The following is a 26,522-nucleotide window of genomic DNA, read 5'->3' as shown; positions in this document are numbered from 1 at the left end:
TCGCTCACGGTGGGGTTCTTCTCCTTGTGCGAATACGGAGCCTGTGGTCATCGGGAGCCGTCGGCGCGCGGCTCATCGGGTTCGTTGGCGGCCAGGTTGACTCCGCGCCGGAACATGGCCATCAGTCCCGGATCGTGCTCCACCTCCTGGTCGTCGGCCCTCCGCGGGGCCGGACCATTGCGGAGTTCCGGCACCAGGTGCTCCTGCGCCTGTCGCTGCGGCAGCGGCGGCCGCCCGTCCTGGGAGTCCGAGCCGAGCCCGGGGCCGCGGTCGTACGGCGACGGCGCTCCGGTGGCCCGCGCATGCTGCTGCGCCTGGGCGTACGCCGACGGCGCATGCTGCTGCGCCATGGGGCCGGGTGCGGCAGGTGCGGCGGACTGGGCTTGTGCCTGGGCCGGCGGCAGCGGCTGCCGCAAGGCCGGCGGCGTCATCACGGGCCGCGCGGCGGGCGCCTGCCCGGCCTGCTGCTGCGCACCGGCGACCGGCTGCTGCGCCGGGTGGACGGGACGCCCGGCCGGGGGAACCTGCCCGGCCTGATGGTGAGCGGCGGCGACCGGCTGGGGCGGTCTGTGCATCTCGGTGGCCGCCTGGACGGGCGCGTCGCCGCCCTCCTCGCCGAGCAGCCCGGGCGGGATGATCAGGACCGCCTGGATACCGCCGTAGATGTTGCTCTGGAGCCGGACCGCGATGCCGTGGCGGCGGGCCAGCGCCGAGACCACGTACAGGCCGATACGGCCGTCGGCGAGCAGCTTGCTGAGGTCGATGTGGTCCGGCTCGGCGAGCAGCATGTTGATCCGCTGCTGCTCCTGAAGCGGCATGCCCAGACCGCGGTCCTCGACCTCGATGGCCAGCCCGGCGGTCACCCGCTGGGCGCGCAGCAGGACTTGGGCGTGGGGTTCGGAGAACATGGTGGCGTTCTCGACGAGTTCGGCCAGCAGGTGGATGACGTCGGCGACGGCGTGGCCGCGCAGCGTCCCCTCGATCGGCGGCACCAGCTTGACCCGGGAGTAGTGCTCGACCTCGGCGATCGACGAACGCAGCACCTCGGTCAGGGTCACCGGGCGGGTCCACTGGCGGCGGGAGACCGAACCGCCGAGCACGGCGACGTTCTCCGCGTGGCGGCGGATACGGGTGGCGAGGTGGTCGACGTGGAAGAGGCCCTTGAGCAGTTCCGGGTCCTCGACCTCGTTCTCCAGCTGGTCGAGCATGTTGATCGCGCGGTGCACCAGCGACTGGAGCCGCCGGGCGAGGTTGACGAAGACCTCGACCCGCTCCTCGCTGTCCGGCGCGGAACTCCGGGGGAGCTGGACCGACTGGGCAAGGACGGTCCGGGCCTGCCAGGTCCCGACCCTGATCTCGTACGCGAGCCGGTCGATCGGATCGGCCGGCGGCGCGGAGTGGGCGAACGGAACCTGCTCCAGCTGCTCGCCCCGCTCCAACTGCCGCATCATGCCCTGAAGTTCGGCCTGGCCGTCGGCGACGGCGCGGCGCAGCGGCGCGTACTGCCGTGACGTGTCCCGGGCCTGGGCGCGGCCGGCCAGTACGGCACCGGCCAGCACACCGCAGCCGAGGACGGCGCCGGCGCCGAGCACGGTCCAGGTGGCCGCGTCCGCGGTGCCGTCCTGGGTGAGCAGGACGAAGACGATCAGAGTGGCCGAAAGGACTGCCATGAGGGCCGCGGGAAGGACGGCCAGGCGGACGGTCCGGGACAGTGTGGCTGAATCAGTCGGCGTGTCCTGCGCCGGAGGCCTGGCATGCCTGTTCCGTGCCGAGCCCATGCCGGCCGCCCCGCCGGGCTCCGATCGCACTGCATAGGTCGGGGATTCGGGCATCGGAGTCCTCTCGATCAACCAGCTCGGACATACGGCGCGCAGCGCGAAGTAGCCGTCAACTCGGGCGCAAGATTGGACAGTTAATAGGACAGCCACACTAGACCACCCCCCTCACGGTGGCGTAATCGGATCACCACAGAAACGGAATCCCGGACTGTGGAAACCATTTCTCTTACACTCTCGACAAGATTCAGACACACTGCGTTGACCCGACGGCAGTTGACAATGGCCGGAAAGACGCGCTGCCGTCTGCCGCTCCACTAAGCGGAATGCCCTGGAGATCCGCCTGTCGGGGAGCCGCCGCCCGCCCGGCGAACAGCGAAAGCCGCTATCATCCCGGCTTGTGGAACGTTCCCAAAACGCCTCGCCGACCGTCGTCTGGGACCTCGGCGGCGTCCTGGCGCCCTCGGGCCGGGCGCTGAGCGCACTCGCCGAGGTCCTCGGTACACCTCGGTCCGAACTGGCCGACGCGTACTGGACCCACCGGGACGCCTACGACCTGGGCGCATCCCCGGACACGTACTGGCGCGGTGTCGCCGAGGCGCTGGGGCGCACGCTCGACGGCTCCTGGGTCGAGCGCCTCGACCGGATCGACAGCGCCTGCTGGGTGACCCTCGACTCCGACGCCGAGGCGCTGCTCGTCCGGCTGGCGGAGCGGGGAACGCCGTTGGGGATCCTCTCCAACGCGCCGGGCTCGCTGGCACGGGCGGTGCGCCGGGCGCCGTGGGCCGCTCCCTTCGAGACCCTGGTCTTCTCCTCGGACCTCGGCCTGATGAAACCGGACCCGCTGGTCTACCGGGCCGCCGACGAACGGCTGGGCCGCTCACCTGCTCAGGTGGTGTTCTTCGACGACCGGCCGGAGAACGTCGCGGCGGCCCGCGCGCACGGCTGGCGCGCCCATGTGTGGACCGGAGGCGAGGCGGCCGCGGCGGGGCTCGCCCAGGAGGGCGTGCTCGATGACTGACCGGCCGAGAAACCCGACGATCATAGACGTGGCCGAGCGGGCCGGGGTGTCCAAGTCGGTGGTGTCCCGTGTCGTCTCCGGGCGCGGCAGCGTCGGCGAGGCCACCCGGAAGCGGGTCCTGGCGGCCGCGCAGGAACTCGGCTACGTCGTCAACGCCTCCGCGCGGGCGATGGTGGCCCATCGGACGTACACCTTCGGGGCGTTCGTGCGGGACGCGGCGACTCCCTTCTACGGTCATCTGCTCACCGCGCTTCAGGAGCGCGCCGCCTTCCACGGCTACCGGGTGGTCACCGCGACCGGGTCGGGCGGGTTCGAGGTGGCGGACGAGTACCGGGCCCTGGAGACCCTCGCCATGCTGCGGGTCGAGGCGCTGATCGTGTGCAGCGGGCTGCTGCCGAGCGAGGGGATCGTGCCCTTCGCCGCGCGGCTGCCGACCGTGGTGGCGGGGCGCCCGGAGACCCATCCGAGCATCACCAGCGTCTACTGCGACGAGGTCGAGGGCGGTACCGCGCTGGCCGACCACCTCCTGGCGCTCGGGCACCGCGAGGTCGCGGTGGTGACCGTGCCGACGAGCCGTTCCGTGACGCTGGGGCCGCGTTCGGCGGCCATGGTGCGGCGGCTGCGGGAGCACGGGGCGCGGGTGCTGGAGATCGCGGAGCGACCCCGGGAGTCGGCCGGCGCCATGGTGGCCGAGGCGCTGCGGCATCCCGGGGTCACCGCGGTGATGGCACCCAGCGACCGGATCGCCGTCGCCGTGCTGGAGCAACTGCTGATGCGGGGTGTGGACGTGCCGGGAGACCTCTCCGTCACCGGCTACGACGGCATCGGTGAGCTGACGACGTCACTGATCGCGCTGACGACCTGGCGCCAGCCGATCGGCCTGATCGGCAGCGGGGCCGTGGACGCGCTGGTGCAGTTGCTCGACGGCGAGCGGCCACCGGACCACCACCGGGCGCTGCCCGGTTCGCTGGTGACCGGCCGCACGACGGCACCACCGGCCGCCTGACGGGCGTTTGCCCAACAGGCGCGGAATTCGCCACCCGGCCGCATTTTGCCGAGAGTTCACCCAACGGGTGCTGCACTGGTCCCATCGGGAATGGGAACGTTCCACACATGCTTGGGAACGTTCCACTTCGCATCGGCCGCCGCCTCCGCGGCCGACTGGCAGGACCCCTCATGGTGCTGCCGTGCGTCGTACTGCTGCTCGTCTTCGCGTACTGGCCGGTCGTCCGCGGTGTCGTCCTGAGCCTGTACGACAGCGATCTCCTCGGCGATCCGACCGTCTTCGTCGGCGCCGCTCACTACGTCGATCTGGTCACCGACCCCGACCTGCGCAAGGCCCTGTTCGCCACCGGTGTCATCGCCGGGCTCAGCGTGGTGCTCTCGGTGGGCGGTGCGCTCGCCGCGGCGCTGCCGCTGCGCAGGGCGGCGGCCAAGCCGCGGGCCGTGGTGTCGGTGGTGCTGTCGATGCCCTTCGCCTACTCCGCGGCGGCCTCGGCGGCCGTCTTCGCCGGCCTGTTCGCCCCGGCCGTCGGCACCCTCAACGAAGTACTGGCCCACCTCGGCGTCACCGGCCCGGAGTGGCTGCGCTCCCCGGGCTGGGCCGTCCTCGCGATCTCGATCGCCACCGCCTGGTACGAGTTCGGCTTCGCCTTCCTCGTCCTGCTGGCCGCGCTGACCCAGCTCGACGAGTCGGTGATCGAGGCGGCCGCCCTCGACGGCGCCTCGGGGCTGCGGCTGGCCCGGTCGGTGATCATCCCGATGCTCCGGCCGAGCCTGGTGTTCCTGCTGGTCACCCAGACCATCAGCGGGTTGCAGATCTTCACCCAGGTCCAGGTGCTGACCCGCGGCGGGCCGGCCGGGTCGACGTCGACGCTCGTGTACGAGCTGTACAAACGGGCGTTCGGCGAGGCGCTGCCACAGGTCGGCACGGCCTCCACGCTCGCCGTGGTGCTGCTGCTCCTCGTCCTCGCGATCACCGCGATCCAGTTCCGGGTGCTGAGGAGGTGGGCATGAGAAGCCGTCAAGCCGGGTCCGTGCTGCGGTGGTTGTGGCTCGGCGTGGTGGTCGTGGTCGTCGCGTTCCCGGTGTACGTCACCGTCGTCACCGCGTTGCTGCCGCCGGCGGACGTCGCCGCGGGGCGGCTGGTGCCGGCGCCCGGCCGGCTGACCCTGGCGAATGTGCGTACGGCGCTGGACTCGGCTCCGCTGGCCCAGCAGTACGGAGTCAGTGTGGCCGTCACGGTGCTTCAGTCGGCGGCACAACTGGTCACGGCGGCGCTCGCCGCGTACGCGCTGGTGTTTCCGCGCTGGCGTGGGCGGGGGCTGGTGTTCGTCCTGGTCCTGGCCACCCTCGCGTTCCCCGGGGAGAGTCTCGTCATCCCCAACTTCGAGACGGCCACGGGGCTTGGGCTGCGGGACACGCTGCTCGGGATCGTCGTGCCGTACCTGGCGGCGGGATACGCCGTCTTTCTGCTCCGGCAGGCCTTTCTCGCGCTGCCGAGGGAGGTGTGGGAGGCCGCGCGGATGGACGGGTGCGGGGAGGTGCGGGCGCTGGTTCATGTCGTACTGCCCATGACCCGGCCGCAGTTGATCACGGCGGGGATGTGGTGCGCGTTGTCGGCGTGGAACGGGTACTTCTGGCCGCTGCTTATCACCGATTCGCCATCTCGGCGGACTGTGCAGGTGGGGCTTGCTCAGCTTGTTGTCGATCAGGGGGCGGCGCCTGCGGTGATTTATGCGGGGACGTTGCTTGTTCTGTTGCCGACGTTGGTGTTGGTGCTGTTCGGCCAGCGGTTTCTTGTGCGAGGGCTGGCGGCGCGGGTCACGAGCTAAGCGCCGTCGGGCTCCTGTGTGTTGCCGGCTGCGGGTCGTCTGTGGCTGGTCGCGCAGTTCCCCGCGCCCCTATCGGGGCGCTGAAAGTAACGTTCGTATCCAGTTAGGAAGTTCGTCATGCCCATACGTCCCAGACCACTGCACGTCACAGTCGCCTGTCTCGGTGCCCTTGCTCTCACCGCCTGCGGTGGGTCCGGGACCTCTGGCAAGGCCACCGGTGCTGCTCCCGGGCCCTCCGCCCTAGCCTCTGCCAAGGGTGAGGTGACCGTCAGCCTCTGGCATGGGCTCGGGGGGCCGGCCGGGGAGGCGTTTCAGGCCGAGGTCGATGTCTTCAATGAGGCCAACAGGGGGAAGATCGTCGTCAAGGCGTCCTTCCAGGGCAGTTACGCCGACGCCATCGCCAAGTACACCTCCGCCGTGCGCAACGGCGACACCCCGTCCGTGATGGTCACCAACGACATCACCACCGGTTATCTGCGCGACGCCGAGCAGACCGTCTCCGCCGAGGCCATGGCGGCCGCCAATCCGAAGGATCTCGACCTCGGCAAGCTCCGCCCGGCGGCTCGCAACTACTACACGGCCGACGGCAAGCTGCTGGCCGTACCGCTCAACACGTCGATGCCGTTGCTGTACGTCAACGACAAGCTGCTGGCGAAGGCGGGCGTGGACCGGTCGACGCTCGGCACGCTGAGCGGAGTGGATGCCGCCGCGCGCAGGATCCATGCCGCGGACCCCTCCGTGAAGGGCATCGACCAGCCCTTCGACGACTGGTGGTTCGAGCAGCTCACGGCGGCGGCCGGGGAGCCGTTCTGCACGCCGGACAACGGCCGGAAGGGCGACGGCGCCACCGCTCTGTCCCTGACCGGCGACGCGCAGCGCGGCGCGATCGGGACCATGGCCAGGCTCTACACCGACGGGGTCGCCCTCGACACGGGTACCGACGGCAACGCGGCGCTGACCGCGTTCGCGGCCGGCAAGACCGCCATGATGTTCAACTCCAGCGGCGCCATCGGTGGTCTGACCGAGGCGGGCATGAAGGGGTACTCCGCCCTGCCGTATCCGCTGTCGGGGTCCAAGTCCTCCGCCGGTGCCGCGATCGGCGGGGCCGCGATGTGGGTGGACCAGGCCGGGCACAGCGCGGCCGAGCAGGTGGCGAGCTGGAAGCTGATCAGTTACCTGGCCTCGGCCGAGGTACAGGAACGGTTCGCCAGGGCCTCTGGGTACGCGCCGATCAACACGGACGTCGACAACTCGGCGACCTGGCAGGCGTTCCTCGCGAAGAACACGTCGTACGCCGTGCTCGCGAAGCAGTTCGCCGACACCCCGGCGACGACCGCCACCTCCGGCTGCCTCAGCGGGGCCATGCAGGGCGTGCGGGACGTCGTCGTGCCGCAGATGCAGCGGGCGTTCAGCGGCAAGATCTCGCTGGACAGCGCGCTGAAGGCGGCCGAGAACGCGGCGACGGAGAAGATCCAGGACTACCGGAAGCAGGCAGGACAGTGACAGAGACCACCCAGCCGGCCGGGCTGACCGACCTCGACCTGGAGGTCAGGGCGACGGCACGTTTCGACCGGGCCGCGGGCGACCCGTACCGCTACGGCGTCTACCTCCGCCCCGACCCCGTGACCTGCGCCGCGGTGACCGCCGTGACGGCCCAGGTGCGGGCGCAGTACGGGTTCGTCTCGTCCGGCGCGTTCCCGCCCCACGCGACCCTGGTGGGCAGCCGCCACCTTCCGGTCCCCGAGGCGGAGATCGTCGCCGCGGTGACCGCGGGACTGGCCGGGGCCACCCCCTTCACCGTGCACAACGCCGGGGTACGGCGGCAGGGCATCGGTCTGGTCTACGACGTCGCCCACCTCGCCGACGGCACCACACCGAACACGGCGTTCACCGAACTGGCCGCCCTCGTCGACGAGGCCATAGCCCCCTTGGAGACCCCGGCCCCGAACCCCGCTGAACACCGTTTCGACGCGGCCAGCTTCCTGCCGCACCTGTCGCTGGTCTCGCACGACATGTACGTGCGCCCGGATCTGTACGAGGAGGTGGTGGAGTACGTCGACGGGCTCCCCGTCCCCTACTCGCCCAGCTTCCCCGGCGACACCGTCACCCTCTACCGCACCGGCAGCGACGACTGGACGGGCCGCTGGTGGCAGACCCTGACCTGGCAGCACGTCCACACCTGGCGGCTGCCTCGCTGAGCGGCCGTCAGCGCGCAGGGCGGATCGACACCCGCGGCCGAGTGACCGGCCGCGGGTGTCGAGGGGGACAGGGTCGCGGCGCCGCCCGCGTGCGCGACGGCCGGATGTAGCCGTCGGCCTAGAATGGACGCGCTCCTCGCCCAGCCCTGACCTTGACTCTCCGTACTGACCCCTTGAGGTTTCCGTGGCCAAGCCTGTCGTCCGCGAGCCGTTGCGCCGCAATTCGCGGGCCAACCGGGCGCGCATCCTGGCCACGGCCCGCCGGGAGCTCGGGCGGAACCCGGACATCACGCTGGAGGAGCTGGCGCGCGCCGCCGGTGTCGTACGGCGCACCCTGTTCGGCCACTTCCCGGGGCGCGAGGCGTTGTTGGAGGCGCTCGCCGAGGAGGCCGCCGAGGCGCTGCGGCTCGCGTTGCCGGGCGGTGCGGAACCCACCGGGCAGGAAGCGGGGAAGGGGGCGGAGCGCGAAAGCGACGAGGGGGCCCTTGCTCGCCTCGTGTACGCGCTGTGGCCCGTGGGGGACCGCTACCGTCTGCTCCTCTCGCTGGCCCAGCGCGACCTGGGTGCGGAACGCGTGGCCGAGGTTCTGGCGCCGGCCCGTGAGCAGGTCACGGCGATCCTGGAGCGCGGGCAGCGGGACGGTGTCTTCCACACGCATCTCCCGGCCGCCGTGCTGAGTGCCGGGCTGGAGGCGATGACGGTCGCGTTGCTGGAGGCGGTCAACACCGGCGCCCTGGAGGACGACGGGACCAGGGCCGCCACCGCCATGCTCATCGCGGCCGGCGTGCCCGAGGTACGGGCGCATGCCGTGGTCCAGGCGGTCGGGGCGGTCGAGGCGGCGTCGGTCGTGGTCGCGGAGTCCGCGGACGACGACTGAGCTGTCGTAGTCGTATCCGAGCGGCGCCGGCAAGGAGTTATTTGCACATCGATGAGCAGGCTAGTTTTTTGCTCGTCGATGTGCAAATATTGCCGTGATGCCTCCCTCCGTATCGAGGCGTGCCACCCGTGCCCGCATCCTCGACGCGGCGCTGCGGGAACTGGCCCGCAACCCCGACAGCAGCCTCGGTGACATCGCCGAGGCCGCAGGCGTGGCGCGGCGCACCGTCTATACGCACTTCGCCGGCCGGGCGGCGCTGGTGGAGGGGATCGCCGAGGACGCCGCGGAGGCCATACGCCTCGCGATCGCCGTCACGAGCGGGCCGGGCCCCGGCCCCGCGAGCGCGCTGGCCCGCTTCGTCCTCACCCTCTGGCCGGTCGGCGACTGCTACCGCGCGCTGATCGGTCTCGCCCCCCAGGACCTCGGCGCCGACCAGGTGAGCGAACTCCTCGCCCCGGCCCGTGAGACGGCCGCCGGCATCCTCGCCGAGGGGCAGCGCCAGGGCGTGTTCCACACCGTCGTACCGCCCGGCCCGCTCAGCACCGCCATCGAGGCCCACCTGCTGGCACTCCTCGCCACCGTCAACTCCGGGATCTGGACCGACGACGGGACGAGTGCCGCCACCGCCGCGCTGATCGCCGCCGGAGTCGACGGCCCCACGGCCGCCGCCACGGTCCGCCGGCTGCACGGCGCCGAGCGGCAGCACGCCGTTGTCAAGGACGTGTGAACTCCGCTGGACAAACGAACAACCCCCAGGTCATGACCTGGGGGTTTCTATGAGGACAGGGTGCCGTTTTCGGACCATGGTTGTCGATTTCCGGCCGAACAAGATCTGATGCTTTACAGAGAGCGTCAGTATCGATCGACAATGTCCCAGAATCGGAAGGTCCGGTTCACTGAGTGGTGCGGCTGAGCACACCGCTCACGTTCAGGACCTCGTGGCACCCCTGCGCCTGTCGACCGGTAGCCGGTGTACCAGGCTTTGCGCAGGTCACGTTGATGGTCACGGTGTCGTTCTCAGCGATCTCGATGGGGGTCACCCAGTGGTAGTCCTGGTTCCGGAAGGTCTCCAGCGCGATCGTGGTGATCTTGCGGTCGCCGAACGAGATCGTCAACACCCCTTCGTCGCCCTGGAAGTTGGCGACGACGATGTCCGTGACCCCGAACACGCTGTCCTTGGGCACCTTGTAGGTACCGGTCTTGGTCTCCCCGGCGGACGTCTGCACATCGATGGTCTGCGACTGCTGGCCGCCGGCCGCGGTGCCACCGCCCGCCGAAGTGCCCCCGCCACCCGATCCGGCCGGCGCGCCCGACTCCTGGCCGCCACCGCCGGGTTGGGCGCTCGAACCGGCGCCGGTGCCGGCGCCCGGAGTCTGCTCCCCGGCGGGCGTGGGGCGCGGCTGGACCGCTTCCTCGGCCGCTTCCTTGGCGGCGCTCTTCACCACCGGACGGACCAGTGCGAACCAGGCGAGCAGCAGCGCGAGCAGCGCCGCAAGCAGAATCAGCAGCCACCTGGGGAAGATCGGGATCTGGACGAACTCCGCGTCCAGCGGCGGCCGGACGGCGGGCTCGTCCCACCGGGCCTCCTCCTCCCGGTCACCCTTCTCGGCGGTGTCAACGGTGAACGGCCACACCACCGGCGCGCCGAACCACACCGGCTTGGCCGTGCGGACGCGCAGCCCGACCTCGGTCGACTCGCCGGGCTCCAGCTTCGGTTCGGCCGGGTTGAAGGCGAACCCCAGCTCCTCGCCCGCCTGTCCGGGGGTGAAGCCCACCTGCACCGGCGTGTTGCCCTGGTTGCGCACCGCCAGCTTGTAGCGGCCGCGCAGCCAGCCGCGGCGCCGGCGCGGGGCCAGTTCGGTCTGGAGCTCGTGGAACGCCTCGATGTGCACCGTGGTTTCGAGGACCCGCACCGACTCGGGGTGCTCGGTCGGCAGGACCCGCACACCGAGAGGCAGCTCACCGGCCCGGATCTCCGGGGACCGCGGCGGCGACAGACGGATCGTCACCGCTTCGGAGGTGCCGGGATACAGGGAGACCCGGGCGGGCTCCACGGTGGTCCAGGGGGCGCAGTCCCCCACGACTTCCAGGCTGTACGCCTCGACGATGTCGCTGTCGTTGCGGACGGTCAGAGTGGTCGTGGCGATGTCACCCGGCGCCACCGTCACGGCCGGGATGTCGAGGCCGGGCGCACCGGGGCCGGAAGAGGCAGCAGAAGGCGTCACGCCACCACGGTAGGAGCGCGCCCGGGGACGCCACGAGAAGCGCGAGGGCAACACCCGGGCAGTCGCACTGCCCGGCAAGCCCATGTCAACTCCGTTGTAACGGTGCGTCGTTAATGTCGCACGAGTTCTCCCGTGCGCCGCCTTCGGTGGTCGCCTCGACCCTGCATACCCTCCCCCCACGCACTCAGAAACAGGTACCTCCATGTCCTGCGCCGAGGAGAATGGCCCTGAAATGACCGTCGCCACACCGCGTGAGCCCGCCAGAGCCGGCTCCGCCCACTGGGCCTCTCGATCCGACCGCACGAGCAGGGTGACCGTTGCCGTCTACGCGGCCGATCCGATCCTGCGCCTCGGTGTCGTCCAGCAGTTGCGCCAGCGCCCCGAGGTCGACCTGGTCGACGACGCCGACGTGGACCTGGCCGAGGTGTCGCTGGTGGTCGTCGACACCGTTGACGACGACGTGGCCGCCCTGCTCCAGCGGCTGCGGCACAACACGGCCACTCGTACGGGACTTGTGGTGGGCACCCTCGGATCGGGCGCGCTGCAACGCGTCATCGAGTGCGGTGTGGCGGCGGTGCTGCGGCGCGCCGAGGCCGACCGGGACCAGCTCCTCCACCTCGTCCTGGCCATAGCCAACGGCGAGGGCGTGTTGCCCGGCGATCTGCTCGGCAAGCTGCTCAGCCACGTCGGCAGCAGCCTCCAGCGCTCGGCCCTCGACCCCGGCGGCCTGTCCCTGTCCACGCTGACCACGCGCGAGGCGGACATGCTGCGCCTGGTGTCGGAGGGCCTGGACACCGCGGAGATAGCCCGCAAGACCGCGTACTCCGAACGGACCGTCAAGAACGTGCTGCACGAGATCATCACGCGCCTGCAACTGCGCAACCGGGCCCACGCGGTCGGCTACGCGCTGCGCAACGGGCTGATCTGACGACGGCCAAGCGCTCCGCGGGAAGGGCAACGATTGGTCGTTGATCGTCCGCGGGCCCGTCGTGGCTGGTCGCGCCCACGCGGCGGAGCCGCACATCGATACAGCCCCGCGCCCCTTTGGGGCGCTGCCGAACCGCAGCTGACTTCGCAAGGGCCCCAGGGAACCCCCCGCTGCCCGAAAGCGCACCCCGCGTTTCCCCCAGGTACGTCCCCTCCGCCCTGCCGCGCCGCAGACGGCCGGTGCAGGGTGGCGGGGGCACATCCAGATGCCGCATCGGACTGCGAAGGGGACCGTGATGGAATCCGCTGGCCCCGGCGGGCGGTACAGCCTGGGGAGACTCGGGATGTCGCTGCTGCTGCTGATCCCGCTGCTCGGGGTGACGGCGGCCGCAGGACCGGGCAACGCCGAGCCCCAGGCGAAGGCGGCCGCCGACGCCGCGGACACCCGGGTCGCTTACGCCGGTACCCGCCACCGCAGTCTCGGCAAGGTCGACTCCAACGCCTTCAGCGCACCGCTGTTCGGGGACGGCCCGGCCCACTACGACACCCAGCCGTCCGCCCTCGGTGACCAGATGGTCTTCGCGAGCCTCCGCGACGAGACGAACCCGCAGATCTACCTGCGGGCCGCCGACGGCTCGGTACGCAAACTCACCACCGGCATGGACGTGGCGCACCCCCAGCTGACCCCGGACGGGCAGTCCGTGCTGTTCGACGCGGCCGAGTCCGGTGGCCTGGACGGCGGGACCCAGCGTGACCTGTGGCTGGTGCGCACCGACGGCACCGGTCTGACACAGCTCACCGACACCCCCGCGAACGAGGAGGACCCGACGGTCTCCCCGGACGGGCAGCGGATCGCGTACTCCAGTGACAGCGACCAGACGGTCGGACAGCAGATCTATGTACGGCCCCTGGCGGGCGGTACCGCCACCCTGCTCACCGACCCCGCGAACGGCACGGCCACTCAGCCGGCGTGGAACCCGGTGAACGACGACGTGAACCGGAACTGGATCGCGTACACCGCCACCACCGTCGACGGTCAGTCGAAGCCCCGGCTGCGGATCACGGACGGGACCACCGACGAGCCGCTGTTCGGCGACGTGTACGCCGACTGGCGTGCTCACTCGGCGGCTTGGCAGCCCGACGGGAACGGGGTGGTGTTCCTGAGCCCTGAGATCACCTGTACGTGCTCGGGCGACTACGACCATGTGTTCAAGGCGCCGCCGCATACGACGACGGAACCCGAGCTGGTGCTGAACGAGGACCGGGAAGTCCTCTCGCCCACCTGGCTCGGACCGGTCGACGGCGGCGGCGTAGTGGTGGAGCGCACCACGGCGGACGACCCCAACGACGACCCCAACGACGGCCTCGACGGCGCCCACGTGGTGACCTTGCAGGACTCTCGGCTGGACGGGTCCGACCCCCGCGACCTGGGTCTGACGATCCTCAACGAGGACCCGGCGGCCGACACCAACACCGATCCCGCCAAGGACCCGCTGTTCCAGCCCGCGGCCGGGTTCGACCCGTGGACCGAGCGCCAGAACTACACACCCGACGGCCGCCGGATCGTCGTCACCCGCTTCGAGACCGTCGACGGCCAACGCGTCGAGCGGATCTGGATGGTGGACGCCGACGGCTCCAACGCGGCGCCCATGCCGCTCGCGGGACGCGCCGCGACGGACTGGGACACCGACCCGACGTTCTCCCCGGACGGCAAGTTCCTCGCCTTCACCCGGACTTCGCCGGGCGGCGTAGGCGAGGCCGCCGGTCCCAGCCGCATCCTCATCGCGGACGCGGCGACCGGTGCGATCACCGGCGAGATCACCGCGCCGGCCGGGCAGCTCCAGGGCCAGGACGCCCAGCCCACCTGGTCCTCCGACGGCACCACCCTGGCCTTCACCCGCAACATGGAGATCGACGGGGGCGGCGGCAACAAGCACATCTGGACCGTGCCCGTGAACAACCTGACCCAGCAGACCGACCTGAGCGCCACCGACTGCCCGGGCAGCTGCGAGGTCATCGACGACAGCCCGGCGTTCTCCCCGGACGGGCTCAGCATCGCCTTCAACCGCAAGAACGGCGGCGGCGCGGTCGACGAACAGAACGGCCTGCTCCTGACATCCCTGTCGGGCGACGGCTGCCAGGTGCTGCTGCCAGCCTCCGTCCTCGATCTCCCCGGCGCCTGCGGCCGGGCGCTGCCGGACACCTCGGCCACCGGCCCGTTCCAGCCGCGGGACGCCGCCTGGACGGCCGACGGCAAGAGCCTGGTGTTCAGTTCACGCGCCGACGTCGCGGTCAACAGCCCCGAGAAGCTGAGCACTCTGGACGTCGAGTCCGGCGAGATCACCCCGTTCACCACCGGTCTTCCGGGCCGGCAGAAGGAGCCGGCCGTCCAGCAGTCCGTGGACCTCGCCCTCCAGGCACCCGGCAGCACGCCGGAGGTCACCGTCGGCGACTCCACCACGGTCACCGTCGACGTCGTGAACAACGGTCCCGCCGCCTCTCCCGGCACCACCCTGACCATCGCCCCGCCGGCCGGCGTGCAGATCACCGGGATCACCTGGCCCGGCGGCACCTGCGATGCCGCGTCCCTCCAGTGCAACGTCGGTGTGGTGGAGCCCGGCACGACCGTTCCGGTGGACGTCACCCTCACCGGGGTCACACCGGGCGACGCGCCGATCGACTGGTCCGTCACCGGTACGGTCCTGGATCCGGAGCCGAGCGACAACGCGGGCCGGACCGTGGTGCCGGTGGTCGAGGAGGAGACGCCGCCCCCGACGTCCCCGCCCCCGACGCCTCCCAGCCCCACTCCCACTCCCACTCCCACCCCGACTCCGACGCCCACCGTGCCCCCGGAGCCGGAGGAGCCGGAGGCCGGGCCCGGCGTGCGGGTCTCGGCCCAGCCGAACCCCGGGTACGTCGGCGGGCGCGTCGTGGTGACGTACACCGTGCGCAACGGCCGTAACGCGCTGGCGACCGGGCTGCGGCTGAAGGTCGGCCTGCCCAAGGGCATCCCGAACAGCGGGCCGCCGGCGGGCTGCGACACCTCCTGGGTGTGTGCGCTGCCGGACCTCAGGCCGGGTGCGAGCACGGTCGTACGGGTGGTCCTCAGTCCCAAGAAGGCGACGACGGGCCAGGCGGTCGGCATCCTCACCACCACCGGGACCGACGCCGACAGGAACGACAACACCGCCCGGGAGCGGCTGCGGATCCTCCAGCCGCGGATCATCGCGGTGCCGGAGATCGGTAAGCCCGGCTTCGTCACCTCGGTGCGCGGCAAGGACTTCCCGCCGGGCGTGCCGGTGCGGTTCAAGTGGAACCCGGGGATCACCGCGGCGGCGGCGCCGACGGTTCCGTTGCGGGACGGCACGTTCATCGGCCAGCTGCTCATCCTCTCCAAGGACCAGACCGGACCGCGCACCATCACGGCCGGCGGTCCCGGGTTCTCACCGGTGAAGACCGACTTCCTGGTGGTCAGCGGCAGCGTGCAGCCGCCGGACGAGGTGACCCGCCGGTGATCCACGAGGTCGACGAGGGGCTGCGCCGGCTGCTCGGCGAGTCCGGTCTTGAGGCATCGGGCGTCGAGGTCGCTTTCGACGCCCCCACCCGGGACTGGGCGGCACGCCGCAGCGCCCCGACGGTCTGCGTCTTCCTGTACGACATCCGCGAGGACGCCACCCGGCGGGGCAGCGGCGCCGGGGAGGTGTACGACGAGGACGGGTACCTGGTGGCGCGGCGTTCCCCGCCGCGCTGGTTCTGGCTGTCGTACATGGTCACGGCGTGGACGAGCCGCCCGCAGGACGAGCACCGGCTGCTCTCGCAGGTGCTCGCCACGCTGGTGGCCACCGACACGCTGCCGGCGGGGCTGCTCACCGGCACGCTCGCCGAACTCGGCCTGACCGTGGGGCTGGACGCCGGCGGGTCCGCGCTCGACGCACCGGCCGCCTCCGACGTCTGGTCGGCGCTCGGCGGCGAGCTGAAGGCATCGCTCGGGGTACGGGTACGGGCGCCGCTCGCCGGCCTGACCAGGGCCACCGCGCCGCCGGTCACCGAAGGCCTCGTCGTACGCACCGCCGCCGCACGCGAGGGCGAGGACGCGACGCCGGGCCGCCGCCTGCGCTACAAGGAGGTCACCGACCCGGGCCGGGACGGCTTCGCCGGCCCACGCGAACGGGGCCCCGCCCCGGCCCGCCGCCGCCGGGGTGACCGCCAGCCATGACCCACACCACCGAACCACCCACCCCCACCGACTCCTCGGCCCGGCCGACCGCCGAGACCCAGCCCCGGCCGACCGCCGAGACCGCCGCCGATGCCGACGCCCGACCGGCCACCGCCGCCCCACCCGCCGCCGAGGCTTCCGCCCGACCGGCTGCCGAAGATTCCGCCCCACCCACCACCGAACCCGCACTCCGGCCTGCCCTCGGTGTCCTCCCCGTCGACGTGGACCACCTCTGGGTGCGGCTGGGTGTGGTGGAGGAGCGGGTGCGGTATGCGGTGGGGGTGCGTCGGGCCGGGGATCCTGATCCCGACGACCCGTACCGGGGGCAGTACCTCACTCCCGAGGCGGCCGCGCGCATCCTGGATGAGCCGGGTGGTCTCGATGTGCCGGGCGGTGAGCCCTGGTGTCCGCCGGCGGGGTCCGTGCTCGACGGGCTCGCCCGACGGTTCGGGCTGTCGCCGCTGGACTTGGATCTGCTGCTGGTCGCGGTGGCGCCGGACCTGGACGCGCGGTTCGAGCGGCTCTACGGCTATCTCAACGACGACCTGACGCGTCGTCGGCCCACGGTCGGGCTCGCGCTGGAGCTCTGCGGGCTCGGCGGTGCGGCGGACGCGCGGTTCCGGCTCGCCCCCGGAGCGCCGCTGATCGAGGGCGGTCTGGTGCAGGTCACCGAGCCTGAACGGCCGCCGCTGTCCCGCGTGTTGGTGGTCCCGGACCGGGTCACCGGGCACCTCCTGGGCAGCGAACAGCCCGACGCCCGGCTCGGTGGTCTGCTCGGCGAGGTCCGGGACGATCCGACCGCCGAGGCGGCCGAGGTCCGGCGGACGGCGGCCGCGGCCGGGACCGGCGTAGGACTGGTCCATCTGCGCAGCCGGGGCGGCGACGCCGAGGGGCTGGCCGCCGCTGCCCTGCACTCGGCCGGGCTGCGCACGCTCGTCCTGGACGCGGCGGCACTCGCCCGGCGCTCGGGCGACGTGCCGGAGCTTGCCCGGACGGCAGCCCGCGAAGCCCTCCTCACCGGCGCCGGGGTCGTCCTCGGCCCACTGGAGGCGCTGCCCGCGGAGCCCGCCGAACGCGCCCGTACGCTGCGGGCGTTGTGCACGGAGCTGCGCGGAATCCCCCTGTTCACGCACGGAACGACCGGCTGGGACCCGGCGTGGGCGGCCGACACCCCCGTCACCCTGACCGTGTCGGCACCCTCCCCCGAACGACAGGCCGCGCGCTGGCGACACGCCCTCGAACGGTCGGTGGGTGGCGGCGCCTTGGAACGGCCGGTGGGTGACGCCGCCGCCTTGGTCTCAGCCGCGCGTGAGGGTGCCGTCCTCGAACGGTCCGTGGGTGGCGGCGCTTTGGAACGGTCGGTGGGTGACGGCGCCGTCTTGGGCTCGGGTGCGCGTGAGGGTGCCGTCCTCGAACGGTCGGTGGGTGACGGTGCCTTGGAACGGTCGGTGGGTGACGGCGCCGTCTTGGGCTCGGGTGCGCGTGACGGTGCCGTCCTCGATCGCGCCGCGGGTGGCGGCATCATGACCGGCGACGCCGACGCCCTCGCCGATGCGGTCGCCGCGCACCGGCTGGACTCGGGGCAGTTGCGCCGCGCCGCCGACGTGGCGGTACGCACGGCCGCCATCGAGGGCCGTCCGGTCGGCCCCGACGATCTGCGGGCCGCCGTACGGGCCCAGAACGGCGCGGGGCTCGACCGGCTGGCCCGCCGGGTGGAGCCGGGCGTCGGCTGGGACGACCTGGTGCTCCCGCCCACCACCCACCGGCGGCTGCGCGAACTCGCCCTGCGCGCCCGCCATCGCGAGCAGGTGCTCGGGCAGTGGGGGATGCGGCCCGGCGGCGGCCGCGGACGCGGCGTGATCGCGCTGTTCGCCGGTGAGTCGGGCACCGGGAAGACCATGTCCGCGGAGGTCGTCGCGGCGGACCTCGGCATGGACCTGTATGTGGTGGATCTGTCCACAGTTGTGGACAAGTACGTCGGCGAGACCGAGAAGAACCTGGAGCGGATCTTCACGGAGGCGTCCGCGGTCAACGCGGTCCTGCTCTTCGACGAGGCCGACGCGATCTTCGGCAAGCGCTCGGAGGTGAAGGACGCCCACGACCGGCACGCCAACATCGAGTCGGCGTACCTGCTCCAGCGCATGGAGTCGTTCGACGGCATCGCGGTGCTGACCACCAACCTGCGGGCCAACCTGGACGAGGCGTTCACCCGCCGCCTGGACGTCGTCGCGGACTTCCCCGTGCCCGACGCCGGCCAGCGCCTCGCCCTGTGGGACCGCTGCCTGGGCGACCGGCTGCCCCGCGCCGACGACCTGGACCTCGCCTTCTGCGCGGACCGCTTCGAACTGGCCGGCGGCTCCATCCGCGCCTGCGCGGTCACCGCGGCCTACCTCGCCGCGGAGTCCGGCAGGCCGCTCACCATGCGGCAGGTGGTGACGGCGGTCGCCCAGGAGTACCGCAAGCTGGGGCGGCTGGTCCTGGAGGGTGAGTTCGGGCCGTACCTTGCCGTCGCCACCGGCGCGTGAGTGACGGAACCGTCTGGCAAAGAGGCGGCCTCAAGGCACGTTGGGGTTGACCGGCCGCTCCTCGCCCGCCGGCACGCGCCGCCCCTTTCCGCGTTTGACGATGACCACCGTCTTCATGGTGACGCCGGGATGATTCGGGGTGTAATAGGCGCCCGTCCAGTAATCGTGGAACGAGTTCACCGTGCCGATCGAGTAGGTCATGGCATTCGGGGCTGTCTGACGGCTGCCTGCGAAGGCCTCCATGGTCACCGTGTCTGTTCCGTCCAGTCCCACGACCGCGGCCGCGTGGTACTGCGACATTGTCGTTTCCCCCGGATTCATGGCAAGCATCAGGTAGGACTGTCCGACAACCGGACTGGCGTGACGATCCGTTGCCCCCTGGAAATCGCCCGCCCGCTCACGGTTCGATTCGTCCGACATCCCGAAAGCCTTGAGTCCGGCACTCGTGCGCACGTTGCTGTTCGCGCCGTCGGCCAGCTCTCCCACAGCGTCATGCATGATTTCCTCCGCTGTGTGGAGGCAGTCGTCCAGGATGTTCCTGGTGAGCTCGTGCTCCTGGTAGTCCCCGGTGCCGAAGAGGTTCTGCGCTGGTGTGCTCGTCGGGCGCAGTGCCGGGGAGAAAGCGCCCTGCGCGGTTCCGACACGTATCCAGATCGAGGTGGGGCCGGCGCTCGGGACCGCGAACAGCCCGCCGGCCGAAACCTCCATGTCCGCTTGGTTCTGGGTGACCTGGTCCGCCCAGCGCTGGACCGTCTGCCGCTGGGTTCGCTCTGCCGGCGGTGCGGTCTGCCCGGCTTCCCGGGGCGTCCGCGCGGCGCTCATGACGCGACGCGCGTTGCTCTCCGCCTCCCGCTCGAAGCGGTCGGAAGGGTCGGAGATCCTCAGCCCCGCACCGCTGTCCGTGCCGGCCACGGGCCCCTGGCGCTGCTGGACGACATGGGTCAACTCATGGGCCAGGGTGTGCTTGTCGCCCCCGCCGGGGCCGAGGACGACATGGCTGCCGGAGGTGTAGGCGCGGGCGCCGATGGCGCGGGCCGAGCGGGCGGCGGCGCCGCCGGTGTGCAGGCGTACGTCGGAGAAGTCGGTGCCGAAGCGGGACTCCATCTCCTGGCGGATCGGCCCCGCGAACTGTTTGCCGCCCGAGCTCAGGACCTCGGGCACCTCGGTGTCGAACTGCTCCGGCGCGGGCGCGGGCGCGGGGCGGGCGCGGCGGGCGATCATGCCGGTCACCGCGGCGTTGCCCGCGCTGCCCTGCGCCGCCCGCAGCACGTCGGCGGTGAGCGGGGGCGGGACGGCGGCGCCGGCCGAGGATGTCTCCCGCCGGGCGGCGACCGTGTCGCGCACCGGCCGCTCGGCTTCGTTCCCCTCGGTGCGCCGTCCGGACCTCTGCATCTACTGCCTCCTTGTCGGCGCACGCCTGCTGCGTCCCCCAGTGGACAGCATGCGCCGACCGGGCGTCCAGGTCCGCACAGGCAGTGTGAGGGCAAAGGCGTGTGATGTCCGGACGGTCCGTGCGGGAGGTACGGAAAGGCAGCGGTCTTGCCCCCGACCAGGTCCCCGGGCCCCTGTCACCTGCCCCAACCGCCCACGCAAACTCGGCCTGGACACAGGTGACCGCAAGGACGCTAAGGAGCGAGCATGCCGACGTACCTCACCCCGGGCGTGTACGTGGAGGAGGTGCAGTCCGGTGCCCGACCGATCGAAGGGGTCGGCACGGCCGTCGCCGCGTTCGTAGGGTTCGCCGAGCGCGGATCCTTCCACGCACCGACGCTGGTCACCAGCTGGGACCAGTACACCCAGGAGTTCGGTGGCTTCACCGAGGGCACCTACCTGGCCCATGCGGTCTACGGATACTTCGCCAACGGCGGCGGCGCCGCGTACGTGGTGCGCATCGGCGGCGCGGCCGAGGACGCCTCCGCCCCGGCGGCGAACGGCGCCCGGAGCAAGCGGGACGCCAGGGCCGTGGATCCGGTGGAGCTGGGCGGCTTCCTGGTCGCCGCCAAGCCGGGCGCTTCCGGGGTGTCGGTGGAGGTCGCCGAAGCGAACGGCGACAACCCGCCGGAGGACCGCTTCAAGCTCCTCGTCCGCAAGGGCGACGAGGTCGTGGAGACGTACGAGGCCTCCACCCGCAAGAACGTCAAGGGCTACCTGGTCAACCAGGCCCGCGCCTCCAAGCTGATCGAGGTCACCGAGCAGCGGGGCGCCACCCAGAGCAGGCCCGCCGCGGGGACCGTGGCAGTGCCCGACGCCCCGGCCTCGCCCGCCACGAACGGCGCCGGAGAGGTGGCCCGCCTCAACCCCGCCGAGTACGTCGGCGACTCCGCGGCGCGCACCGGGTTCGGCGGCCTGGAGAGCATCGACGAGATCACCATGGTCGCGGTGCCGGACCTGATGAGCGCCCACCAGCGCGGCGACATCGACGCCGAGGGCGTCCGCACCGTGCAGCTCGCCGTGATCTCGCACTGCGAGCAGATGGGCGACCGCGTGGCCGTCCTGGACGCCCCGCCCGGGCTCAACGCCCAGCAGGTGCGCACCTGGCGCAACGACGAGGCCGGCTACGACTCCCGGTACGCCACCCTCTACTACCCGTGGGTGCGGGTCTTCGACCCGGCCGCCGGACGCAACACCACCGTCCCGCCGAGCGGTCACGTCGCCGGCGTGTGGGCCCGCAGCGACGCCGAGCGCGGTGTGCACAAGGCGCCCGCCAACGAGGTGATCCGCGGTGCGGTGGACCTGGAGATCCGGCTCAGCAAGGGCGAGCAGGACCTGCTGAACCCGATCGGCGTGAACTGTGTACGGGCCTTCCCCGGCCGGGGCATCCGGATCTGGGGTGCCCGCACCCTCTCCTCCGACCCGGCCTGGCGCTACCTGAACGTGCGCCGCCTCTTCAACTACCTGGAGGAGTCCATCCTCCTGGGCACCCAGTGGGTGGTCTTCGAGCCGAACGACGACCGGCTGTGGGCGAGCATCCGGCGCAACGTCACGGCGTTCCTCCAGGAGGAATGGCGCCGGGGCGCGCTGTTCGGCCGCACCGCCGAAGAGGCGTTCTACGTGAAGTGCGACCGCGACAACAACCCGCAGGAATCCATCGACCAGGGCCGGGTCGTCTGCGAGATCGGTGTCTCGCCGGTCAAGCCCGCCGAGTTCGTGGTGTTCCGGCTGGCCCAGTTCTCCGACAGCACCAGCCTCATCGACGAGTGACCTCCGGGTCCTCAAGGAAAGGTGACAGACAGTCATGGCAACGGGCGATGCTCTTTCCACCCACGTCTTCGGCGTGCAGCTCGGTGGCTACCTGGTCGAGTCGATCCAGGAGATCAGCGGGCTGACCGTCGAGGAGGAGGTCGTCGAGGTCAAGCAGGTCAGCGACCAGGGCAAGCAGATCATCCGCAAGCAGCCCGGCGCGCGCCAGGCCGGTGAGATCACGATCACCCGGGGACTCGACCAGAGCAGCGAGTTCACCAAGTGGATCAAGGAGACGCTGAACAACGGTGCCGTCAACACCGCGCGGCAGAACCTCACCATCGAGATCAAGGACTCCGAGGGCAACACGGTCCGCCGTATCCAGCTGATGCAGGGCTGGGCCTCCAAGTGGGAGGGCCCGTCCCTGAAGGCGGGCGAGTCGTCCCCGGCCACCGAGTCCGTCACGATCACGTTCGAGGAGATCGTCGTCGAATGAGGCGCCGTACGGTCACGGCGGGCAACCTGGAGGAGATCCTCCAGGCGACGGCGCCCGCCCAGGCGTCGGAGCAGGCGGCGGCCGCTCCGGCCGCCGCCCCGCCGCGCCGGCAGGAGGATCACGGGCTGCGCACCGAGTTCGAGTTCGAGCTGCCGCGCGGGTACGTCGACGACGAGGGCACGGTGCACCGGCACGGCATGATGCGCCTGGCCACCGCCCGCGACGAACTGCGGCCCCAGATCGACCTGCGGGTGAAGGAGAACCCGGCGTACCTGAGCGTGGTGCTGCTGAGCCAGGTGATCACCCGGCTCGGCAACATCACCGATGTGCACGCCGGGATCGTGGAGCGGATGTACGCCACCGACGTCGCGTTCCTCCAGGACTTCTACCGCCGCGTCAACAGCGAGGGCCACACGCGTGCCGCGGTGACCTGCCCGCACTGCGAGGGCGGCTTCGAGGTCGACCTCTCGGGTGGGCGCCTGGGGGAATCGTGACGTACGCCCTTCCCCGGCTCCGGGAGGAGATCGCGTACATCGCCTATCACTTCCACTGGCAACGCGAGGAGATCCTCGATCTCACCCACGGCGAACGCCAGCAGTGGGTGGCCGAGATCGCCCGTATCAACACCCGCGTGAACGAAGGCGGTTGAGCACATGGCATGGCGGGACAGGCTGCGCCGCCGGGCCACCGGAGCGGACGGCTCCGGCGCCGGGCCGGGCGGCCTGTCCGGTGCCGGTGATTCGTCCGGGTCCGTGACGGCCGGTTCGCCCGGCGACGGGGGCCGGGAGGCGTCCGGTGCCGCCGGCTCCGCCGCGCGCGGTTCCTCCGTGCCCGGCGACTGGGACGGCGGCTGGCGTCGAACCGCGCCGCCGACCCTCACCGTCGCCCGCGCCCCGCTGGGCGTCAGCGACGGCCTCGCGTTCCGTTCGGGCCTCGCCGCCTGGCAGAACCCGTCCTTCGACAACGGCCTCGGCCACGCCCTGATGCCGACCGCTCCGGCCGGCCTGGTCCGTGGCGTGACACGCCCGGCCGCCCCACAACCCACCCGCACCGGTGGGGGGCCGTTGCTGCTCCGGGCCATGCGGCCGGAGGGGGCGGACGGACCGCAGGACGGTGCGTCGGACGCCGGGAACCCGGGCAGTGCGGGTCGGCCGTCGTCCGCCGCGGCAACTCCCGTCGCACGTCGGACGCGTCCGGGAGCGCGGCCGTCCGGATCGGCGGCGTCCGGTCCGGGCTCGTCTGGGTCGTCGGGCGCGGGTTCAGCTGCGTCTCAGACGTCGGGCTCCGGTTCGGCTGCGTCTGGTTCGCCGGGCTCCGGCTCTGGTTCGTCCGGTCCGACGCCGACCGGCTCAGCTTCGTCCGGCTCGGCGGGCGCGGGCTCCGGGTCCGGGCCTGTGATCGCGCGTTCCGGCGACGACAGCACTGCGGGGGCGAGGCGTTCGGCCGACGCTCGGCGAACCCGTGGCATCACGTCCGCGGATTCCCCCGCCGTGCTCTCCTCGTCGCCTCCCGCCGTCCAACGGGCCGTGGAGCCGGGTGCGGCCCCGGTCGTGACGCCCTCCGACACCGGCCGCGCGGCCGCCGCGCGGGAGATTCCGCTGGTACGACGGGTTGCGGTGATCCCGGGCACACCCGCCGACGGTTCCGTGAACCGGCCCGCCCCGGCCGCGCGGCCCAGCGCGCCCAGGCCGGACTCCGGGAGCGCGTCCCGGTCGCCGGGCGGTTCAGGGGGGCGTACGACGTCCGGCCCGGCCGTCCAGCGCACGGCGACGTCGGGGACGACGGGGTCACAGTCCGTCCGGGGAAGCAGGCAGCCGGAGGCATCGCGTGCCTCCGGCGTCGACGTGTCCCCCGTGCCCGTCCCACTCCGCCCGGTGGGGCACCGCCTGAACGTCGCCCGGCGACAGGCAGGACCCGCGCGCCGCGTCCCCGCCCTGCGGCCGGCCCCCGCCGCTCAGGCGCCGGTCGCCACCTCTGACGCACCCGGCCCCGCCACGACAACACCGGCCGGTACGACGCCGTCCTCGACGCCTCCCGTGCAGCGTGCCGCCACACGCACGGGCAGCCGCGCACCCCTCGGCGCCCCGATGACTGAACTGCCCTCCACGGCAACCCCGTTGGCGGACGGCACCCCCGCCCAGCGTCCCGCGCCCGGTCCGGCGCTTCCTGTTGTCCAGCGCCAGACGGATGGCACGAGCACGTCCGACGGCGGTGTGCAGGGCACGGCTCAGGAGGGCCCCGCCCCGCGCCGTACGTCCGACTCGGGCCGTTCCGGGGCACGCGCGCGTGGCGGTTTGGGCGCGCCGTTGCCCGCGCTGCCGGCGAGCGCCGACGTACCCGGTGCGGCCGCGTCCGGCGCCCGTGCTTCCCGCCCGTCGCCCGGCCCGGCCGTCCAGCGCGCTCCGGCCCGCCGGGACGATCAGAGGTCCGCGGCTGATTCGGCGCCGCCCGCCATGGATCGCGACGGGACGCCCACCGGGTCCGCTCCGCCCGCGCGGGGCGAGGGCGGAGCGGACGCGCCGTTGCTGGGAGCGGTCGACGTCCAGCGCAGCGTGGCGGACCACTCCGCCACCCACGGCACCACGACGCCCGGCCCGACGGACCACGGAAACGGGCCCGCCACACCGCTGGTGACACCGTCTCCGGCCGCCGCGCCGCACGGTCCGGCACCGGAAGGCGCCGTAGGCCCGACCGGTACGGCGTCCCGACCCGCCGCGACGTCCGGCGGGCCGGGGCCCGGCGGCCACCGGTCCCACGACCCCGCGGGCCCGGGCCCGGTCGTCGTCGCCCGTGCCCCGGCCGAAACCGAAACCGGCGCCCCGGCCACGACCGGAGGCATCCGGCCCACCACCGAAACCACCGCGGGCGTCCGGCCCACGGCCAAGGGCACCGGAGGCGCAGCCGTCCCGCGCCCTCTCACCGTGACCCGCTCCGCCCCGCCGGCGGCACCCCGCACCCTCCAACTGCTCCCCGCGCGCCCCCTCACCCTGAACACCCGGGCCCCGGAAGGGGTTTCACAGCCCGCCGCCTCCCGTACCGGTGGCCGTCCCGTGGTGGCGGCGCGCTGGCCCGGGGCAGCGGCTGCGCCCGACGGCGACCCCGCGGCGTCCGCGCGGCCGACGCCGGGACCGTCCTCGGGCGCTGCGGCGACGCCGCCGGTCCAACAGGCCGCGACGGCGCACGGACCGCGGAACTCGGGCGCAGGACGGACCGGTTCCCCGGGCGTCGTCCAGCGCGTCCCGGTCGTCAAGCCTGCGCCGCCGCACGGGACATCCGCTACGGCGGCGGCTGCCCCGGCCACCGCCGTACCCGGCCGGTCCCTGCCGGTGACCGCCCCGCAGTCGCCGCCGCTCGCGGACCGCCCGTCGGCCACGTCGGCACCGGCACCGGTGGGGCCCGTCCCTGTGGTCCGGCCCCGAACCGTTGCGCCGGGCGGCGGGACCGGCGGCGCGGCAACCCCGGTCCAGCGCGAGGCCTCCAGGGCGGACGACGCCGTACTCAAGAGGGATACGGCCAAGCGGGACGCCGTACCCAAGGGTGTGCCGGTCAAATCGGTGCCGGCGGGCAGTCAGTCACGCACGGACTCCAAGGCCGCGAAGCCCGCCGCCCCTGGCAAGCGCGCCGAGACACCGCAGGACCCCGGCCTCGACCTGGACGACCTGGCGCGCCGCCTGCTCGACCCGATGGCCCGCCTGCTGCGCACCGAGCTGCGGCGCGGCAGGGAACGTACAGGCCGCCCCTACGACGGACGCCGCTGAGGGCCCGGCACGGAACGGATGACGGACGAATGACGGACAACATCTTCGCGACGAGCGTGTTCTTCCGGCTCGCGATCGGAGGCAACGACCTGGGCGCCTTCCACACCTGCTCCGGCATGGGCGCCGAGGTGGAGATGGAGAGCTACCAGGAGGGCGGCAACAACGGTTTCACGTGGAACCTGCCCGGCCGCGTCACCTGGTCGAACATCACGCTCACCCGGCCGGTCACCAAGGACACGGCGAAGATCGGCCGCTGGCTCGACGAGACGCTGAAGCGGGTGGAGCCCAAGGACGGCGAGATCGTGGCGCTGAAACCGGACCTGACCAAGATCATCAGCTGGCAGGTGTTCGGGATCGTCCCGGTGCGCTGGCAGGGCCCGTCCTTCGACCCCAGCAGCTCACAGGCCGCGGTGGAGACCCTGGAGATCGCCCACGAGGGGCTGCGCCCTTCCTGACCCGCGCTCATGAACCGCCCGCCGCCCATGTGACC

Annotated in this window: 22 protein-coding genes; 18 read left to right on the top strand and 4 right to left on the bottom strand. The window is 72.3% G+C overall.

Features of this window, described 5'->3' with window-relative positions; genetic code table 11:
• Positions 1 to 47: 47 nt before the first annotated feature.
• Positions 48 to 1,670 carry a sensor histidine kinase KdpD gene (locus KCH87_RS08250; protein WP_247195891.1) on the bottom strand — a complete coding sequence of 541 codons (1,623 nt, stop codon included), beginning with the start codon at positions 1,668 to 1,670 and terminating at the stop codon, positions 48 to 50.
• 505 nt (positions 1,671 to 2,175) lie between these two features.
• On the opposite strand from KCH87_RS08250, the gene KCH87_RS48910 reads away from it, so the two are divergent.
• From KCH87_RS48910 to KCH87_RS08210, 8 genes are all read left to right on the top strand, one after another.
• On the top strand, positions 2,176 to 2,796 hold the full coding sequence (locus KCH87_RS48910) for an HAD family phosphatase (RefSeq protein WP_210585250.1): 621 nt from the start codon (positions 2,176 to 2,178) through the stop codon (positions 2,794 to 2,796).
• Positions 2,789 to 3,802 carry a LacI family DNA-binding transcriptional regulator gene (locus KCH87_RS08240; protein WP_210585249.1) on the top strand — a complete coding sequence of 338 codons (1,014 nt, stop codon included), beginning with the start codon at positions 2,789 to 2,791 and terminating at the stop codon, positions 3,800 to 3,802. The genes KCH87_RS48910 and KCH87_RS08240 overlap by 8 nt, the downstream gene beginning before the upstream one ends.
• A gap of 170 nt (positions 3,803 to 3,972) precedes the next feature.
• Positions 3,973 to 4,812 carry a carbohydrate ABC transporter permease gene (locus tag KCH87_RS08235; RefSeq protein WP_210585248.1) on the top strand — a complete coding sequence of 280 codons (840 nt, stop codon included), beginning with the start codon at positions 3,973 to 3,975 and terminating at the stop codon, positions 4,810 to 4,812.
• A complete protein-coding gene (locus KCH87_RS08230) occupies positions 4,809 to 5,630 on the top strand; it encodes a carbohydrate ABC transporter permease (protein ID WP_210585247.1) in 822 nt (273 codons plus the stop codon). Before KCH87_RS08235 ends, KCH87_RS08230 begins: the two co-directional genes overlap by 4 nt.
• A gap of 261 nt (positions 5,631 to 5,891) precedes the next feature.
• Complete coding sequence (locus KCH87_RS08225; RefSeq protein WP_210585246.1) at positions 5,892 to 7,133, top strand: extracellular solute-binding protein; 1,242 nt, start codon at positions 5,892 to 5,894, stop codon at positions 7,131 to 7,133.
• On the top strand, positions 7,130 to 7,828 hold the full coding sequence (locus KCH87_RS08220) for a 2'-5' RNA ligase family protein (RefSeq protein ID WP_210585245.1): 699 nt from the start codon (positions 7,130 to 7,132) through the stop codon (positions 7,826 to 7,828). Before KCH87_RS08225 ends, KCH87_RS08220 begins: the two co-directional genes overlap by 4 nt.
• A gap of 184 nt (positions 7,829 to 8,012) precedes the next feature.
• Positions 8,013 to 8,705, top strand: coding sequence for a TetR family transcriptional regulator (locus tag KCH87_RS08215; RefSeq protein ID WP_210585244.1), 693 nt, complete (start codon positions 8,013 to 8,015; stop codon positions 8,703 to 8,705).
• Between the two features lie 97 nt (positions 8,706 to 8,802).
• Entirely contained in the window at positions 8,803 to 9,432 is a 630-nt protein-coding gene (locus KCH87_RS08210; protein ID WP_210585243.1) for a TetR/AcrR family transcriptional regulator, read from the top strand.
• Between the two features lie 166 nt (positions 9,433 to 9,598).
• Here KCH87_RS08210 and KCH87_RS08205 read toward each other — a convergent pair whose 3' ends face one another.
• Positions 9,599 to 10,930: a hydrolytic protein gene (locus tag KCH87_RS08205; RefSeq protein ID WP_308298778.1), complete on the bottom strand. Its 1,332-nt coding sequence runs from the start codon at positions 10,928 to 10,930 to the stop codon at positions 9,599 to 9,601.
• A gap of 232 nt (positions 10,931 to 11,162) precedes the next feature.
• Between KCH87_RS08205 and KCH87_RS08200 the strand changes: the two genes are divergently transcribed.
• The 4 genes from KCH87_RS08200 to KCH87_RS08185 all read left to right on the top strand — a co-directional run bounded on the left by KCH87_RS08200 (position 11,163) and on the right by KCH87_RS08185 (position 18,598).
• Positions 11,163 to 11,858: a LuxR C-terminal-related transcriptional regulator gene (locus KCH87_RS08200; RefSeq protein ID WP_247195886.1), complete on the top strand. Its 696-nt coding sequence runs from the start codon at positions 11,163 to 11,165 to the stop codon at positions 11,856 to 11,858.
• Positions 11,859 to 12,153: 295 nt separating this feature from the next.
• Positions 12,154 to 15,372 carry a DUF11 domain-containing protein gene (locus KCH87_RS08195; protein ID WP_210585241.1) on the top strand — a complete coding sequence of 1,073 codons (3,219 nt, stop codon included), beginning with the start codon at positions 12,154 to 12,156 and terminating at the stop codon, positions 15,370 to 15,372.
• Entirely contained in the window at positions 15,369 to 16,073 is a 705-nt protein-coding gene (locus KCH87_RS08190) for a DUF4255 domain-containing protein (protein WP_210585240.1), read from the top strand. Before KCH87_RS08195 ends, KCH87_RS08190 begins: the two co-directional genes overlap by 4 nt.
• Positions 16,070 to 18,598: an ATP-binding protein gene (locus tag KCH87_RS08185; RefSeq protein WP_247195885.1), complete on the top strand. Its 2,529-nt coding sequence runs from the start codon at positions 16,070 to 16,072 to the stop codon at positions 18,596 to 18,598. The genes KCH87_RS08190 and KCH87_RS08185 overlap by 4 nt, the downstream gene beginning before the upstream one ends.
• 30 nt (positions 18,599 to 18,628) lie before the next feature.
• Here KCH87_RS08185 and KCH87_RS08180 read toward each other — a convergent pair whose 3' ends face one another.
• On the bottom strand, positions 18,629 to 19,990 hold the full coding sequence (locus KCH87_RS08180; RefSeq protein ID WP_210585238.1) for a DUF4157 domain-containing protein: 1,362 nt from the start codon (positions 19,988 to 19,990) through the stop codon (positions 18,629 to 18,631).
• 246 nt (positions 19,991 to 20,236) lie between these two features.
• On the opposite strand from KCH87_RS08180, the gene KCH87_RS08175 reads away from it, so the two are divergent.
• Genes KCH87_RS08175 through KCH87_RS08160 form a run of 4 tightly spaced genes read left to right on the top strand, consistent with a single transcriptional unit; the run spans position 20,237 to position 22,923 of the window.
• The gene (locus KCH87_RS08175) at positions 20,237 to 21,799 is read left to right on the top strand and encodes a phage tail sheath family protein (protein ID WP_210585237.1); all 1,563 of its coding nucleotides are present in this window, start codon (positions 20,237 to 20,239) and stop codon (positions 21,797 to 21,799) included.
• A 34-nt stretch (positions 21,800 to 21,833) separates the two neighbouring features.
• Complete coding sequence (locus tag KCH87_RS08170; protein ID WP_210585236.1) at positions 21,834 to 22,274, top strand: phage tail protein; 441 nt, start codon at positions 21,834 to 21,836, stop codon at positions 22,272 to 22,274.
• Positions 22,271 to 22,768 (top strand): hypothetical protein, encoded by a 498-nt coding sequence (locus KCH87_RS08165; RefSeq protein WP_210585235.1) that lies wholly within the window; start codon positions 22,271 to 22,273, stop codon positions 22,766 to 22,768. The genes KCH87_RS08170 and KCH87_RS08165 overlap by 4 nt, the downstream gene beginning before the upstream one ends.
• Positions 22,765 to 22,923 carry a DUF6760 family protein gene (locus tag KCH87_RS08160; protein ID WP_164992666.1) on the top strand — a complete coding sequence of 53 codons (159 nt, stop codon included), beginning with the start codon at positions 22,765 to 22,767 and terminating at the stop codon, positions 22,921 to 22,923. Before KCH87_RS08165 ends, KCH87_RS08160 begins: the two co-directional genes overlap by 4 nt.
• Positions 22,924 to 23,544: 621 nt before the next feature.
• Here KCH87_RS08160 and KCH87_RS08155 read toward each other — a convergent pair.
• Positions 23,545 to 24,039: a hypothetical protein gene (locus tag KCH87_RS08155; protein WP_210585234.1), complete on the bottom strand. Its 495-nt coding sequence runs from the start codon at positions 24,037 to 24,039 to the stop codon at positions 23,545 to 23,547.
• An 88-nt stretch (positions 24,040 to 24,127) separates the two neighbouring features.
• On the opposite strand from KCH87_RS08155, the gene KCH87_RS08150 reads away from it, so the two are divergent.
• Complete coding sequence (locus KCH87_RS08150) at positions 24,128 to 26,032, top strand: hypothetical protein (protein WP_210585233.1); 1,905 nt, start codon at positions 24,128 to 24,130, stop codon at positions 26,030 to 26,032.
• A 29-nt stretch (positions 26,033 to 26,061) separates the two neighbouring features.
• Positions 26,062 to 26,487 (top strand): phage tail protein, encoded by a 426-nt coding sequence (locus tag KCH87_RS08145; RefSeq protein WP_210585232.1) that lies wholly within the window; start codon positions 26,062 to 26,064, stop codon positions 26,485 to 26,487.
• Positions 26,488 to 26,522 lie beyond the last annotated feature (35 nt).

Origin of the sequence: Streptomyces sp. GESEQ-35, assembly GCF_017948485.1 — a bacterium.
Lineage (GTDB): Bacteria > Actinomycetota > Actinomycetes > Streptomycetales > Streptomycetaceae > Streptomyces.
Note: the sequence above shows the minus strand (reverse complement) of the source record. Positions and strands in the feature narration are given on the sequence as shown.